The following is a 12071-nucleotide window of genomic DNA, read 5'->3' on the forward strand; positions in this document are numbered from 1 at the left end:
AAGAGCGAAGAGGCGCTTATATCCAAATGGAATGGGTTATGCCAAACAGGTCTGATTTGTGGTTTTAATGCTCAATCCGGTGATTAATAAAGCGATTAAACTGCAGCTGCAGCGTATTGATCGCCTGCGAGGACCAGCGCACTGCACCATTTTCGGGCAGCGACTGGGGCATCCAGATGGCATAAGCAAAAAGCGCCATACAGAGCACCCGCTCCAGCTGGTTCCCTTTTTGCGGCATCAGGATCGGCAGACGAAAACGCCAGCGGCAGGGCCAGAGCAGCGGCACGCCAGCGGGCGTCAGCATATCGGCGAGGATGTGGCTCAGGTAGCCAAGCACCATCCCCTGTATCGCATCGCCCGGGACGATCCAGCTCTCCGGAACTTTCCAGTAGAAGATGGTAAGCAGCAAAAACACGGCAAGCAGGCTGTGGGTAAAGCCCCTGTGGCCGAATGCGCGGGCGATCGGTTTAGAGATCCACCGTAGCCGCTGTCCGAGAAACGATTTGGGGTGATCGATGTCAGGAAGCAGACAGGTCAGCACGGCAGAAGGGATGATATGCCACCAGTCGCCGTGCGCCAGCACAGGAGTAAGCTCAGCGTTCTTTGCAAACACCGCGCAGGCTATAGAGAAAAGAAGGTGGCCTTCCGCCGTCATGATAAAATCCACGAAACTGTCAATCTATACAGTATAGGGTTTTTATACAGTGGGCGGAAGAGGTGACGGTGTAACCCTTTGTCACAAAGCAGCGTCAGCGCGCCAGCCAGCCACCATCCACGGCGAGAGTATAGCCATTCACATAATCGGAGGCGGAGGAGGCGAGAAAGACCACCGGCCCCTGCAGATCGTCCGGCACTCCCCAGCGGCCCGCCGGTATACGATCCAGAATCTCCTTACTGCGCTGCTCGTCGTCCCGCAGCTGCTGCGTGTTGTTGGTTGCCATGTACCCCGGCGCGATAGCGTTAACGTTGATGCCAAGCCCAGCCCACTCGTTTGCCAGCAGGCGGGTTAGCCCCAGCACGCCGCTTTTGGAGGCAGTATAGGAGGGGACGCGGATGCCTCCCTGGAACGAGAGCATAGAGGCAATGTTGATAATTTTGCCGCCGCTGCCCTGGGCGACAAACTGGCGCGCCACCGCCTGGGAGAGAAAAAAGACCGTTTTCAGGTTCAGGTTGACTACCTCGTCCCAGTCCTTTTCGCTAAAGGAGAGCGCATCCTGGCGGCGGATTGTGCCGGCATTGTTAACCAGAATATCCACGCGCCCCATCTCCGCCACCGTTCTGGCAACAATCTCCTCCAGCTCCTCCTGGCGGCTAAGGTCGGCCTGGATCGCCAGGAAGCGGCGTCCCAGTGATTTGACGCCTGCCGCCGTCTGCTCGGGGGCTTTTCGGTTCACGCTGACGATATCGCAGCCCGCCTGCGCCAGCCCAAGCGCCATGCCCTGGCCGAGCCCGGTATCGCAACCGGTAACGATGGCCACTTTGCCAGAGAGTTTAAAGGCATCCAGTATCATATAGACCTCAACGTAGGGTTATTGTCTTTCTGCGCTAAGGATAGGAGCGGCATGGGGGAAATACAAACGGAATTGAAATGATGTTTTAAATTTATTATGGCGGTCAACTTTTTGGGCGGCGCGATGCCGCCCTGGGGGGGTCAGGCGCCTTTCAGATGCGTCGCCAGCAGATCTTGCAGCGAATCAAGCTTCACGTCAGCCAGAACAAAACGCGGGTCGTGGCGGTTCTCGGCGGCAGGTACCACAATCGAGCGCATCCGCGCCGCTTTACTGGCGATCATGCCGTTCACGGAATCCTCCAGCGACACGCAGCAGAGCGGATCGACCCCCAGTTTTGCGGCGCAGTCCAGATAGACCTGCGGATGGGGCTTGCTGTAGGGGAGTTTTTCCGCCGAGGCGAGCGCGTCGAAGCTATCGCGCAGATCGAACATGGTCAACACGCGCTCCAGCATGGCGAGCGGCGAAGCGGAGGCCAGCCCCACCTGCAGTCCCTGCGCCTTGCAGAGCGCCACGGCGTCGTGTACGCCGGGCAGAAGAGGGCGTTCCTCTTCCACCAGCGAGAGGGCGCGCTGAATGATACGCGCCGTAACCTCTTCCCGACCCGGGCCGACCCAGGGCTGCTGGGCATACCAGAGCTCCACCACCATATCGATGCGTAACCCCAGCGTATCAGGCAGTTCATGGCGGCGGGTGATATCCACGCCGAGGCTTGCCATCACCTCCAGTTCAGCCCGATCCCAGAGGGGCTCGGAGTCGATCAGTAATCCATCCATATCAAAAATAGCAGCCAGTATCTGGCGTGAGCTCGACATGACAACATCTCCTTATCTCAGGCGAAACGCCGCAGGGAGGCGGCACAGGCAGGACAATTTACCATATCGCATGCAAAGAACGGGCGAAAACCTGTTTCAGCAGGTAGACTTAGCAAAAATAAAGCGTCTTTACGAAGAGGAAATGATGACGTATCAACAAGCTGGACGCATCGCGGTACTGAAACGTGTTGCCGGCTGGGTGATTTTTATCCCCGCCGTAGTCTCAACTTTAATCTCCGTGCTCAATTTTATGTATCAGCACAGCGAGAAGCAGCCTGGCATCAATGCCGTTATGCTTGATTTTGCCCACGTGATGATTGAAATGATGCGCTTTAACACGCCGTTTCTTAATTTCTTCTGGTACAACTCGCCCACTCCCGACTTTCATAATCAGCTCAATGTGACCTTCTGGATTATCTTTGCGCTGATTTTTGTCGGGCTGGCGCTACAGGCTTCCGGCGCACGGATGAGCCGCCAGGCACGGTTTTTACGCGAAGGGGTAGAGGATCAGCTGATCCTGGAGCAAGCGAAGGGGCCGGACGGTTTAACCCGCGCGCAGATTGAATCCCGTATCGTGGTGCCGCACCACACCATTTTCCTGCAGATTTTTCCGCTCTACGTGCTGCCTGTCATTGTGATTGTCTGCGGCTACTTTTTCTTTTCCCTGTTGGGTTTTCTCTAAGCAGAGGGTGGCCAGGCCACCCTTTATTGTTAAGCCGCCAGTACACGTTCCAGCGCCCGCTGGGCATTCACCAGATGCGTCCCGCCAAACAGAATCGCGCGATTTAACAGGGTGTAGAGCTGATAGAGCGGCTGGCGCTCGAGGAAGCCAGGCGGTAACGGAGAGACCGACTGGTAGCCATCATAGATTTGCGGCGGTTGTTCCGGGTGGAGTGGCAGCATGGCGAGATCGCACTCCCTGTCTCCCCAGTAGCAGGCGGGGTCGAAAATATAGGGACCATCCGGGCCGAGCGCGCAGTTATTGGACCATAAATCGCCATGCAACAGCGAAGGCTGCGGCTGATGCGAGGCCAGCCGTTGCTGGACATGTTCGACAATGGCGTCGATATTGCCAAACTCCAGCCCTCTCTCCGCCGCCAGCTCAAGCTGCCAGCCGATACGCTGCTCCGCAAAGAAGGTGGACCACCTGCGCTGCCAGGCGTTGGGCTGCGGTGTGGTGGAAAGATCGTTATCAAAGTCGAGGCCGAACTGGGGCTGATCGCTCCACTGGTGCAGACGGGCAATCTGCTGACCAAGCGTAAAGGCGCTGTGCGCGTCCAGCGGACGGGCAGGGAGGTATTCCATCACCAGAAAGCTGTAGTCGCGGTCGCTACCCACGGCCCAGACGTGCGGCACGCGCACCGTTTTACTGCGCGCCAGCAGTCCCAGCTGGTCAGCTTCGGCAGTAAAAATCGGCAGCATCTCCCGTTCATCGCACTTTACAAAGAGATCGCGTCCCGCATAGCGCAGATGCCACGCGGCGTGAATCTCTCCGCCCGGCAGTTCGTTACGCAGTTCGATCTCACCTTCACCTAGCTGTTCACCTAAAAGATGACTGATAGCCTGCCACATGATCGCTCTCCCATGTTGTCTGCCAGATCATAAGGTTAGCGCATAACTGCCGTTTAAAACCCGAACTACCGCACACCTGCGCCGTTTGCTTTCATATAAGGCACTTATTGTTCTTTTTTCTGCCACTCATCCCAGGTTGTGACCGAGATCTCTGCCGGTTTCCCGGTGGCGCTCTCCGCCAGACCGCTGGCCAGCGCTTTCACCTCGTCAGTACTTAAGGCGCTGATCAGGGCGTAAGTATTGGTCCCCAGATCGTGGACGTTGCCCTCCTCGTCCGTGAGCGTCAATAAAAAGCCGCTCAGGGTAAAGTGGTTGGTTAACTCGTTAAGATCGGTCAACGACTCACCCGGGATTGTCACGGTTACGACATAACGGGCAATATCTCCACTACTCATGTTTCACCTCGTTGTTACTACGGGAATTTTCTTAGCATAGACCAAAGCACCAGTCTGGCGACCTGCTGGCGCTTCCCCTCAGGGAAAAGGGGAAGCGTGCATTAATTTTTGTTGAGGTAATCAACAATTTTCTGCGTGTCGCTCAGCGAACAGAGCCGGGTGCCCTGGTTGATGGTCGCCGCACTACCTGCCGCCACGCCGTAGCGGGCCATCTCCAGCAGCGAGGCTCCTTCTGCCAGCTTCAGGGTCATGGCGCCAACCATGCTGTCCCCTGCGCCGACGGTGCTCTGGCTTTTCATTGGCGGCGGCACAACCTGCACAAAGCCGGTTTTATCTACCGCCAGCGCACCCTGCGGCCCGAGAGAGACCACCACGCGATGGGCTTTCCCGCTGGTAACCAGCTCCTCGGCGGCCGTGCGCACATCGTCTGGCTGGGTCAGTTCGCGCTTCACCAGCGCGCTCAGCTCTTTCTGGTTAGGCTTCACCAGTTCAAGGTTACCCGGTTCAAGGGCCGCCATCAGCGCGTCTCCGGAGCTGTCGACAATGAGGCGTAGCCCCTTCGCCTGCGCGGCGCGAATAAGCTGGGTGAATTTATCGGTATTTACTCCCGGCGGCAGGCTGCCGCTAATCACCAGCAGCGAACCGCTTTCAATCGTCAGCACCTTCTCCTCCAGCTGGCGAAACTCATCTTCCGTCAGGGCGGCGCCCGGCATGACAAAGCGATACTGCTCGCCGCTGGTTTCGACATGCACGTGCAGGTTCTGGCGCGTCCAGTCTTTTGCCGGGACGCTTTGTACCGGCACGCGCTCATCGTCCAGCAGCGACACCAGATGTTCACCCGTGGCGCCGCCTGCCGGGAAGATGGCGGTAGCTTTGCCGCCCAGATGGGTAATGGCGCGGGCCACGTTGATCCCGCCGCCGCCCGGTTCAAAGACCGGCGCGCTGCAGCGCAGCTTACCTTCAGGATAGATTTGCGGGGTGATAGTGGCGCTGTCGAGGGAAGGGGAGAGCGTCAGGGTATAGATTTGTACCATTGTGAACTCCTTTTGAGAGGCAATCGTTTAAGCCTGGCATCAATCGTCCGGAAGGGAAAGTAAATAACAGTATGATTTTCAAAATGAATATTTACATTCGCCGCTGCCTTTGAATATGAAATAAAACATCTTTTGGGAGCGTTCTTATTCAAAAAACGAAATAAGAAATCATTGCTATGTTATTTGAGCCTTTTTATAATTTGTTACCTTTCGCTGGATGCCCTTTCATTGATCCTCAGGAAAGTTTCCGAGACCGTGTGGTCTCTTTTTTTGTTGTACGGACTCCTTTATAAATGAAGCTTTTGAAGACTTTACCTGCTGCAGTCATGCTGGCAGGCGGCGTGTTTGCCTCTCTGAATGCAGTCGCCGATGATTCCGTTTTTACCGTTATGGATGACCCCTCCACCGCAAAAAAACCGTTTGAAGGTAATCTCAACGCAGGCTACCTGGCGCAATCGGGCAATACCAAAAGTTCATCCCTGACGGCAGATACCACGCTGACCTGGTATGGCACCAAAACTGCCTGGTCACTGTGGGGCAACGCAAGCAATACCTCTTCCAACGATGAGCGATCTTCTGAAAAGTATGCGGTGGGTGGGCGCAGCCGTTACAACACCACCGATTATGATTACCTGTTCGGCCAGGCAAGCTGGCTGACTGACCGCTATAACGGCTACCGCCAGCGTGACGTGGTAACGGCGGGTTATGGTCGCCAGTTCCTTAACGGGCCGGTCCATAGCCTGCGCGTTGAATTTGGTCCGGGTGTCCGTTATGACGAGTACACCGACGGCGATAATGAAACGCAGCCGCTGGGCTACGCCTCCGGCACTTACGCCTGGCAGCTCACCGACAACGCCAAATTCTCCCAGGGCGTCTCGGTCTTCGGCGCAGAAGACACGACCCTGAACTCCGAAACGGCGCTGAACGTGGCGATTAACGAGCACTTTGGACTGAAGGTGGCCTATAACGTCACCTGGAACTCCTCGCCGCCAGATTCTGCTCCAGAGCATACCGATCGTCGCACCACGGTTTCGCTCGGCTATAAAATGTAATATTCTCCGGGCCGGCTTGTTTCCGGCCCTTTTATTTCTGCTGATTTACGATATCGAACAGCGGTTCAATAAATATTTTCTCATTCAATTTCATTATTTCTCCATAATTAATTCATTCGCTTTTTCAGTTTATTTGACACGATCTGATAAATAAATTGACTAGGAAAAAGTGTGATCCAGATCTACACTCTTATGACAGACAAATAATGTCTGAAGCAGTCCTGCATTAATTTCGTAAGAGATGAATGATTATGAATAAAATGAAAACCGCTGCGACAGCAATGGTGCTTTCCGCACTCTCGTTTGGCGCATTTGCTGCCGATAATGTCGCTCCTGCCAGTCAAGAGAACCTCCAGACCGGAATTACCCGCGCCTCTGACGTGGAAGCCGGCTCTAACATCGCCCCGGGCGCGCCTTCTACCGGCCAGTCCATGGACGACGCCTTTAATGTGCATACGCTGGTGGCGGGTGAATGGTCCTGATCCCGTCCGAGTTGATATAAGTAAAACCGGAGTATGTTGTACCGGTTTTCTCTTTGAAGCATTAGCTTAACTGGCGGAGAGGCTATTTATAATTACGCGTTAACTTTCCTGTTATTTTTTTGACATCTTTTCTTGAACTGCCCGGCAAGGTCATTGAAACCACAGCGCTAATATCACGCCTGACCCCATATCATTGCCGCCCAGCGTAACAGCAGCATGGCGCCGCAGATGGCAATAAGCACCACCACCATTTTCCAGTGTTTTTTTGCAAAGCGTTTTGACGGCATAGCCCAATCTCTGTCTAATCAATAACAAAGCGGGTTATGTTACAATATTAGTCGCAGGGTCAAAACCACTGAAATTTGTCAGACAACAGCACGACCAGTGCGGTAGCAAACAGGATATTCAGTACGACCACGGTTTTACTGGATACGTTCATAAGAACCCCCTCCTATTACAGACTGCTACAAGGATAGTTAAACTTCACAGAAATGCGAGCGCAAGAAAGCGCTGCGCATCAGATTCACCCAAATTTCGTAGGGTAAGAATCCGATCGCCGCAGAGGGTGCATTCACCCTTTTGTTAGTGTTACCATGTTGCGGCTTTGCGTAAATCAGCATTTTTCTGATTTAGCAAGCCGCCCGATGGGGAGCCAATTTGACGATTGTTGGTCAGATGGCGTCGTCATCCGCTGTTAACTTCGATTATTTTCTTTGTATGTGCTCTTACGTGTGGGGCACCACTGCAAATAAGGACATAAAATGCCTGTTATTACTCTTCCTGATGGCAGCCAACGCCATTACGATCGCGCCGTCAGCCCAATGGATGTGGCGCTCGATATCGGTCCAGGGCTTGCGAAAGCAACCATTGCTGGCCGCGTGGATGGCAATCTGGTTGATGCTTCCGATCTGATTGAGAACGATGCGAAGCTCTCCATTATCACCGCGAAGGATGAAGAAGGTCTGGAGATCATTCGTCACTCCTGCGCGCACCTGCTTGGTCATGCCATCAAACAGCTCTGGCCACACACCAAAATGGCCATCGGCCCGGTTATCGATAACGGCTTCTATTATGATGTCGATCTTGACCATACGCTGACTCAGGAAGATATCGAAGCGCTCGAAAAACGTATGCACGAGCTCGCCGAAACGAACTACGACGTTGTGAAAAACACCGTCAGCTGGCACGAAGCGCGTGAGACCTTCGTGAAGCGCGGCGAAACCTATAAGGTTGCTATCCTCGACGAGAACATCGCTCATGATGATAAGCCTGGTCTCTATCATCACGAAGAATACATCGACATGTGCCGCGGGCCGCACGTGCCGAACATGCGTTTTTGTCATCACTTTAAGCTGATGAAAACCGCAGGCGCATACTGGCGCGGCGACAGCAACAATAAAATGCTGCAACGCATCTACGGTACCGCCTGGGCCGATAAAAAAGCCCTGAACGCTTATCTGCAGCGTCTGGAAGAGGCCGCAAAGCGCGACCACCGTAAAATCGGCAAACAGCTCGACCTCTACCATATGCAGGAAGAGGCGCCGGGCATGGTCTTCTGGCATAACGACGGCTGGACTATCTTCCGCGAACTGGAAACCTTTGTGCGCTCCAAGCTCAAAGAGTATCAGTATCAGGAAGTGAAAGGTCCGTTTATGATGGACCGCGTGCTGTGGGAAAAAACCGGCCACTGGGACAACTACAAAGATGCGATGTTCACCACCTCCTCGGAGAACCGTGAATACTGCATCAAGCCGATGAACTGCCCGGGCCACGTTCAGATCTTCAACCAGGGTCTGAAATCCTACCGCGATCTGCCGCTGCGTATGGCGGAATTTGGTAGCTGCCATCGCAACGAGCCGTCAGGCGCGCTGCACGGTCTCATGCGCGTTCGCGGCTTTACTCAGGATGATGCGCATATCTTCTGTACGGAAGATCAGGTACGTGATGAAGTTAACGCCTGTATTCGTATGGTCTACGATATGTACAGCACCTTTGGCTTCGAGAAGATCGTGGTCAAACTCTCAACGCGTCCGGAAAAACGTATCGGCAGCGATGAGACATGGGATCGCGCAGAAGCGGATCTCGCCGTAGCGCTGGAGGAGAACGGGATTCCGTTCGAGTACCAGCTGGGCGAGGGCGCATTCTACGGTCCGAAAATTGAATTTACCCTGTATGACTGCCTCGATCGCGCATGGCAGTGCGGAACGGTACAGCTGGACTTCTCTCTGCCTGCACGTTTAAGCGCCTCTTATGTTGGCGAAGACAACGAACGTCAGGTACCGGTGATGATTCACCGTGCAATTCTCGGTTCACTGGAGCGCTTCATCGGCATCCTGACCGAAGAGTTCGCGGGCTTCTTCCCAACCTGGCTTGCGCCAGTGCAGGTCGTGGTGATGAACATTACCGATTCTCAGGCCGATTACGTTAAAGAATTGACGCAGAAACTACAAAATGCTGGCATTCGCGTAAAAGCAGACTTGAGAAATGAGAAGATTGGCTTTAAAATCCGCGAGCACACTTTACGTCGTGTCCCGTATATGTTGGTCTGTGGTGATAAAGAGGTGGAAGCAGGCAAAGTTGCCGTTCGCACCCGCCGTGGTAAAGACCTGGGAAGTCTGGACGTAAGTGAAGTGATTGAGAAGCTGCAACAAGAGATTCGCAGCCGCAGTCTTCAACAACTGGAGGAATAAGGTATTAAAGGCGGAAAACGAGTTCAAACGGCACGTCCGAATCGTATCAATGGCGAGATTCGCGCCCAGGAAGTTCGCTTAACAGGTCTGGAAGGCGAGCAGCTGGGGATTGTGAGTCTGAGAGAAGCGATCGAAAAGGCTGAAGAAGCTGGAGTAGATTTAGTTGAAATCAGCCCTAACGCCGAACCGCCAGTTTGTCGTATTATGGACTACGGCAAGTTCCTTTATGAAAAGAGTAAGTCTTCTAAGGAACAGAAGAAAAAGCAGAAAGTTATCCAGGTGAAGGAAATCAAATTCCGCCCTGGTACTGATGAAGGTGACTATCAGGTAAAACTCCGCAGCCTGATTCGCTTTCTCGAAGAAGGCGATAAGGCCAAAATCACACTGCGTTTCCGCGGTCGTGAGATGGCCCACCAGCAAATCGGTATGGAAGTGCTTAACCGCGTGAAAGACGATTTGCAAGAACTGGCAGTAGTCGAATCCTTCCCAACGAAGATCGAAGGCCGCCAGATGATTATGGTGCTCGCTCCTAAGAAGAAACAGTAGGCCTTCAAGTAGCAACCTCTGTGGAGCTTTCGGGCTTCACAGATTTTGTTCGCCTGTGTTTCGTTTATTTAACAATGCGAAGTGGAAGTTATTAAAATGCCAAAAATTAAGACCGTACGCGGTGCTGCTAAGCGCTTCAAAAAAACCGGTAAAGGTGGTTTTAAGCACAAGCACGCTAACCTGCGTCACATTCTGACTAAGAAAGCTACCAAGCGTAAACGTCACCTGCGTCCGAAAGCCATGGTTTCCAAAGGCGATCTGGGCCTGGTTATCGCGTGCCTGCCGTACGCATAAGTCGTTAACGTTTAACTTTTTTAATTAGAATAGAGACAGGAGAGCAACATGGCTCGCGTAAAACGTGGTGTAATTGCACGTGCACGTCACAAGAAAATTTTGAAACAAGCTAAAGGCTACTACGGTGCGCGTTCTCGCGTATACCGCGTTGCCTTCCAGGCTGTTATCAAAGCAGGTCAGTACGCTTACCGTGACCGTCGTCAGCGTAAGCGTCAGTTCCGTCAACTGTGGATTGCGCGTATCAACGCAGCAGCACGTCAGAACGGTATCTCTTACAGCAAATTCATCAACGGCCTGAAAAAAGCCTCTGTTGAAATCGACCGTAAGATCCTGGCTGACATCGCCGTATTCGACAAAGTAGCGTTCACCGCTCTGGTTGAAAAAGCGAAAGCAGCTCTGGCTTAATAAGTCAGTTGAAAGAGGGGGCTTTGCTCCCTCTTTTCGTATTAACGTCATCAGAACATTGACTTTTTTTCGATAACCCTTTTCAATAAGGTGTTTACGGCTCCTGTCCACAAGGTAACGCAAGCATGAATGCTGCTATTTTCCGCTTCTTCTTTTACTTTAGCACCTGACATCAGGAGGCTAGCGCGTGAAAGACGAAACGGAAAACAGCGCCATAAAGCCTCCATCAGGAGGCTTTTTTTGTATCCGGTGTTTGCCAAAATCGCCACATAATGAGGAAAACCATGTCACATCTCGCAGAATTGGTTGCCAGCGCAACGGCTGCCATAAACCAGGCGTCAGATGTAGCCGCGTTAGATAATGTCCGCGTCGAATATCTGGGCAAAAAAGGGCACCTGACCCTGCAAATGACCACCCTGCGTGACCTGCCGCCGGAAGAGCGTCCGGCGGCGGGCGCGGTTATTAACGAAGCGAAAGAGCAGGTGCAGCAGGCATTAAACGCCCGTAAAGCGGAGCTGGAGAGCGCTGCGCTGAATGCGCGTCTGGCGGCGGAAACGATCGACGTCTCCCTGCCGGGCCGCCGTATTGAAAATGGCGGTCTGCACCCGGTGACCCGTACCATTGACCGTATTGAAAGTTTCTTCGGTGAGCTCGGCTTTACCGTGGCGACCGGCCCGGAAATCGAGGACGATTACCATAACTTCGACGCCCTGAACATTCCGGGCCATCACCCGGCGCGTGCTGACCACGACACTTTCTGGTTTGACGCCACCCGTCTGCTGCGCACGCAGACCTCCGGGGTGCAGATCCGTACCATGAAGGAGCAGGAGCCGCCGATCCGTATTATCGCGCCGGGCCGCGTCTATCGTAACGACTACGACCAGACCCATACGCCGATGTTCCATCAGATGGAAGGGCTGATCGTCGACAAAAACATCAGCTTTACCAACCTGAAAGGGACGCTGCACGATTTTCTGCGCAACTTCTTTGAGGAAGATCTGCAGATCCGCTTCCGTCCTTCCTATTTCCCGTTCACCGAACCCTCTGCGGAAGTGGACGTGATGGGTAAGAACGGCAAATGGCTGGAAGTGCTGGGCTGCGGCATGGTGCACCCGAACGTGCTGCGTAACGTCGGCATCGATCCGGAAATCTATTCCGGTTTTGCGTTCGGTATGGGTATGGAGCGTCTGACCATGCTGCGCTACGGCGTGACCGATTTACGCGCGTTCTTCGAAAACGATCTGCGTTTCCTCAAACAGTTTAAATAAGGGCAGGACA

The 12071-nt window shown here is 53.7% G+C and carries 17 protein-coding genes and 1 other annotated feature; of the genes, 9 read left to right on the forward strand and 8 right to left on the reverse strand.

Translation table 11 applies throughout. The features are described 5' to 3' along the window. Nucleotides 1-64: 64 nt before the first annotated feature. The 3 genes from BN3796_RS13435 to hxpB all read right to left on the reverse strand — a co-directional run bounded on the left by BN3796_RS13435 (nucleotide 65) and on the right by hxpB (nucleotide 2323). Nucleotides 65-655, reverse strand: coding sequence for a metal-dependent hydrolase (locus tag BN3796_RS13435; RefSeq protein ID WP_061708877.1), 591 nt, complete (start codon nucleotides 653-655; stop codon nucleotides 65-67). Nucleotides 656-749: 94 nt separating this feature from the next. Next, nucleotides 750-1511 carry a 2-dehydro-3-deoxy-D-gluconate 5-dehydrogenase KduD gene (kduD, locus tag BN3796_RS13440; RefSeq protein WP_061708878.1) on the reverse strand — a complete coding sequence of 254 codons (762 nt, stop codon included), beginning with the start codon at nucleotides 1509-1511 and terminating at the stop codon, nucleotides 750-752. Nucleotides 1512-1651: 140 nt separating this feature from the next. Further along, on the reverse strand, nucleotides 1652-2323 hold the full coding sequence (hxpB, locus tag BN3796_RS13445; RefSeq protein WP_061708879.1) for a hexitol phosphatase HxpB: 672 nt from the start codon (nucleotides 2321-2323) through the stop codon (nucleotides 1652-1654). 145 nt (nucleotides 2324-2468) lie between these two features. Here hxpB and BN3796_RS13450 point away from each other — a divergent pair, with 145 nt between their 5' ends. Further along, a complete protein-coding gene (locus tag BN3796_RS13450; protein WP_061709234.1) occupies nucleotides 2469-3005 on the forward strand; it encodes a YniB family protein in 537 nt (178 codons plus the stop codon). A gap of 29 nt (nucleotides 3006-3034) precedes the next feature. Here BN3796_RS13450 and BN3796_RS13455 read toward each other — a convergent pair whose 3' ends face one another. From BN3796_RS13455 to pfkB, 3 genes are all read right to left on the reverse strand, one after another. Next, nucleotides 3035-3895, reverse strand: a complete 861-nt coding sequence (locus BN3796_RS13455) for a fructosamine kinase family protein (protein ID WP_061708880.1) — start codon at nucleotides 3893-3895, stop codon at nucleotides 3035-3037. Between the two features lie 104 nt (nucleotides 3896-3999). Continuing rightward, the gene (gene ghoS / locus BN3796_RS13460) at nucleotides 4000-4290 is read right to left on the reverse strand and encodes a type V toxin-antitoxin system endoribonuclease antitoxin GhoS (protein WP_061708881.1); all 291 of its coding nucleotides are present in this window, start codon (nucleotides 4288-4290) and stop codon (nucleotides 4000-4002) included. Between the two features lie 101 nt (nucleotides 4291-4391). After that, nucleotides 4392-5324 carry a 6-phosphofructokinase II gene (pfkB, locus tag BN3796_RS13465; RefSeq protein ID WP_061708882.1) on the reverse strand — a complete coding sequence of 311 codons (933 nt, stop codon included), beginning with the start codon at nucleotides 5322-5324 and terminating at the stop codon, nucleotides 4392-4394. 293 nt (nucleotides 5325-5617) lie between these two features. Between pfkB and BN3796_RS13470 the strand changes: the two genes are divergently transcribed. Beyond that, nucleotides 5618-6376: a DUF481 domain-containing protein gene (locus tag BN3796_RS13470; RefSeq protein ID WP_061708883.1), complete on the forward strand. Its 759-nt coding sequence runs from the start codon at nucleotides 5618-5620 to the stop codon at nucleotides 6374-6376. Nucleotides 6377-6627: 251 nt separating this feature from the next. Beyond that, nucleotides 6628-6858, forward strand: coding sequence for a YdgH/BhsA/McbA family protein (locus BN3796_RS13475; RefSeq protein WP_061709235.1), 231 nt, complete (start codon nucleotides 6628-6630; stop codon nucleotides 6856-6858). Between the two features lie 173 nt (nucleotides 6859-7031). Here BN3796_RS13475 and yniD read toward each other — a convergent pair whose 3' ends face one another. Further along, nucleotides 7032-7145 (reverse strand): small membrane protein YniD, encoded by a 114-nt coding sequence (gene yniD, locus BN3796_RS20725; protein ID WP_148381805.1) that lies wholly within the window; start codon nucleotides 7143-7145, stop codon nucleotides 7032-7034. Between the two features lie 59 nt (nucleotides 7146-7204). Beyond that, nucleotides 7205-7297: a stress response membrane protein YncL gene (yncL, locus tag BN3796_RS20235; protein WP_073885222.1), complete on the reverse strand. Its 93-nt coding sequence runs from the start codon at nucleotides 7295-7297 to the stop codon at nucleotides 7205-7207. A gap of 322 nt (nucleotides 7298-7619) precedes the next feature. Between yncL and thrS the strand changes: the two genes are divergently transcribed. From thrS to pheS, 6 genes are all read left to right on the forward strand, one after another. Continuing rightward, nucleotides 7620-9548, forward strand: coding sequence for a threonine--tRNA ligase (gene thrS, locus BN3796_RS13480; RefSeq protein WP_061708884.1), 1929 nt, complete (start codon nucleotides 7620-7622; stop codon nucleotides 9546-9548). 3 nt (nucleotides 9549-9551) lie between these two features. Next, nucleotides 9552-10094: a translation initiation factor IF-3 gene (gene infC, locus BN3796_RS13485; RefSeq protein WP_012905609.1), complete on the forward strand. Its 543-nt coding sequence runs from the start codon at nucleotides 9552-9554 to the stop codon at nucleotides 10092-10094. 96 nt (nucleotides 10095-10190) lie between these two features. Further along, on the forward strand, nucleotides 10191-10388 hold the full coding sequence (gene rpmI, locus BN3796_RS13490; RefSeq protein WP_001124225.1) for a 50S ribosomal protein L35: 198 nt from the start codon (nucleotides 10191-10193) through the stop codon (nucleotides 10386-10388). Nucleotides 10389-10436: 48 nt separating this feature from the next. Continuing rightward, nucleotides 10437-10793 carry a 50S ribosomal protein L20 gene (rplT, locus tag BN3796_RS13495; protein WP_000124850.1) on the forward strand — a complete coding sequence of 119 codons (357 nt, stop codon included), beginning with the start codon at nucleotides 10437-10439 and terminating at the stop codon, nucleotides 10791-10793. Nucleotides 10794-10913: 120 nt separating this feature from the next. Next, nucleotides 10914-11037: a sequence feature (Phe leader region), on the forward strand. After that, complete coding sequence (pheM, locus tag BN3796_RS20730) at nucleotides 10919-10963, forward strand: pheST operon leader peptide PheM (protein ID WP_001386830.1); 45 nt, start codon at nucleotides 10919-10921, stop codon at nucleotides 10961-10963. (Overlaps the previous feature by 45 nt.) A gap of 40 nt (nucleotides 11038-11077) precedes the next feature. Then, nucleotides 11078-12061 carry a phenylalanine--tRNA ligase subunit alpha gene (pheS, locus tag BN3796_RS13500; protein ID WP_061708885.1) on the forward strand — a complete coding sequence of 328 codons (984 nt, stop codon included), beginning with the start codon at nucleotides 11078-11080 and terminating at the stop codon, nucleotides 12059-12061. Nucleotides 12062-12071: the final 10 nt, after the last annotated feature.

The sequence above is a fragment of the Pseudenterobacter timonensis genome, assembly GCF_900021175.1.
Classification (GTDB): Bacteria; Pseudomonadota; Gammaproteobacteria; order Enterobacterales; family Enterobacteriaceae; genus Enterobacter; species Enterobacter timonensis.

What these genes read in the sequence shown, in the direction of transcription:
- BN3796_RS13435 (WP_061708877.1), bottom strand. Translation starts at nt 655, where the DNA reads ATGACGGCGGAAGGCCACCTTCTTTTCTCTATAGCCTGCGCGGTGTTT.
- kduD (WP_061708878.1), bottom strand. Translation starts at nt 1,511, where the DNA reads ATGATACTGGATGCCTTTAAACTCTCTGGCAAAGTGGCCATCGTTACC.
- hxpB (WP_061708879.1), bottom strand. Translation starts at nt 2,323, where the DNA reads ATGTCGAGCTCACGCCAGATACTGGCTGCTATTTTTGATATGGATGGA.
- BN3796_RS13450 (WP_061709234.1), top strand. Translation starts at nt 2,469, where the DNA reads ATGACGTATCAACAAGCTGGACGCATCGCGGTACTGAAACGTGTTGCC.
- BN3796_RS13455 (WP_061708880.1), bottom strand. Translation starts at nt 3,895, where the DNA reads ATGTGGCAGGCTATCAGTCATCTTTTAGGTGAACAGCTAGGTGAAGGT.
- ghoS (WP_061708881.1), bottom strand. Translation starts at nt 4,290, where the DNA reads ATGAGTAGTGGAGATATTGCCCGTTATGTCGTAACCGTGACAATCCCG.
- pfkB (WP_061708882.1), bottom strand. Translation starts at nt 5,324, where the DNA reads ATGGTACAAATCTATACCCTGACGCTCTCCCCTTCCCTCGACAGCGCC.
- BN3796_RS13470 (WP_061708883.1), top strand. Translation starts at nt 5,618, where the DNA reads ATGAAGCTTTTGAAGACTTTACCTGCTGCAGTCATGCTGGCAGGCGGC.
- BN3796_RS13475 (WP_061709235.1), top strand. Translation starts at nt 6,628, where the DNA reads ATGAATAAAATGAAAACCGCTGCGACAGCAATGGTGCTTTCCGCACTC.
- yniD (WP_148381805.1), bottom strand. Translation starts at nt 7,145, where the DNA reads ATGCCGTCAAAACGCTTTGCAAAAAAACACTGGAAAATGGTGGTGGTG.
- yncL (WP_073885222.1), bottom strand. Translation starts at nt 7,297, where the DNA reads ATGAACGTATCCAGTAAAACCGTGGTCGTACTGAATATCCTGTTTGCT.
- thrS (WP_061708884.1), top strand. Translation starts at nt 7,620, where the DNA reads ATGCCTGTTATTACTCTTCCTGATGGCAGCCAACGCCATTACGATCGC.
- rpmI (WP_001124225.1), top strand. Translation starts at nt 10,191, where the DNA reads ATGCCAAAAATTAAGACCGTACGCGGTGCTGCTAAGCGCTTCAAAAAA.
- rplT (WP_000124850.1), top strand. Translation starts at nt 10,437, where the DNA reads ATGGCTCGCGTAAAACGTGGTGTAATTGCACGTGCACGTCACAAGAAA.
- pheS (WP_061708885.1), top strand. Translation starts at nt 11,078, where the DNA reads ATGTCACATCTCGCAGAATTGGTTGCCAGCGCAACGGCTGCCATAAAC.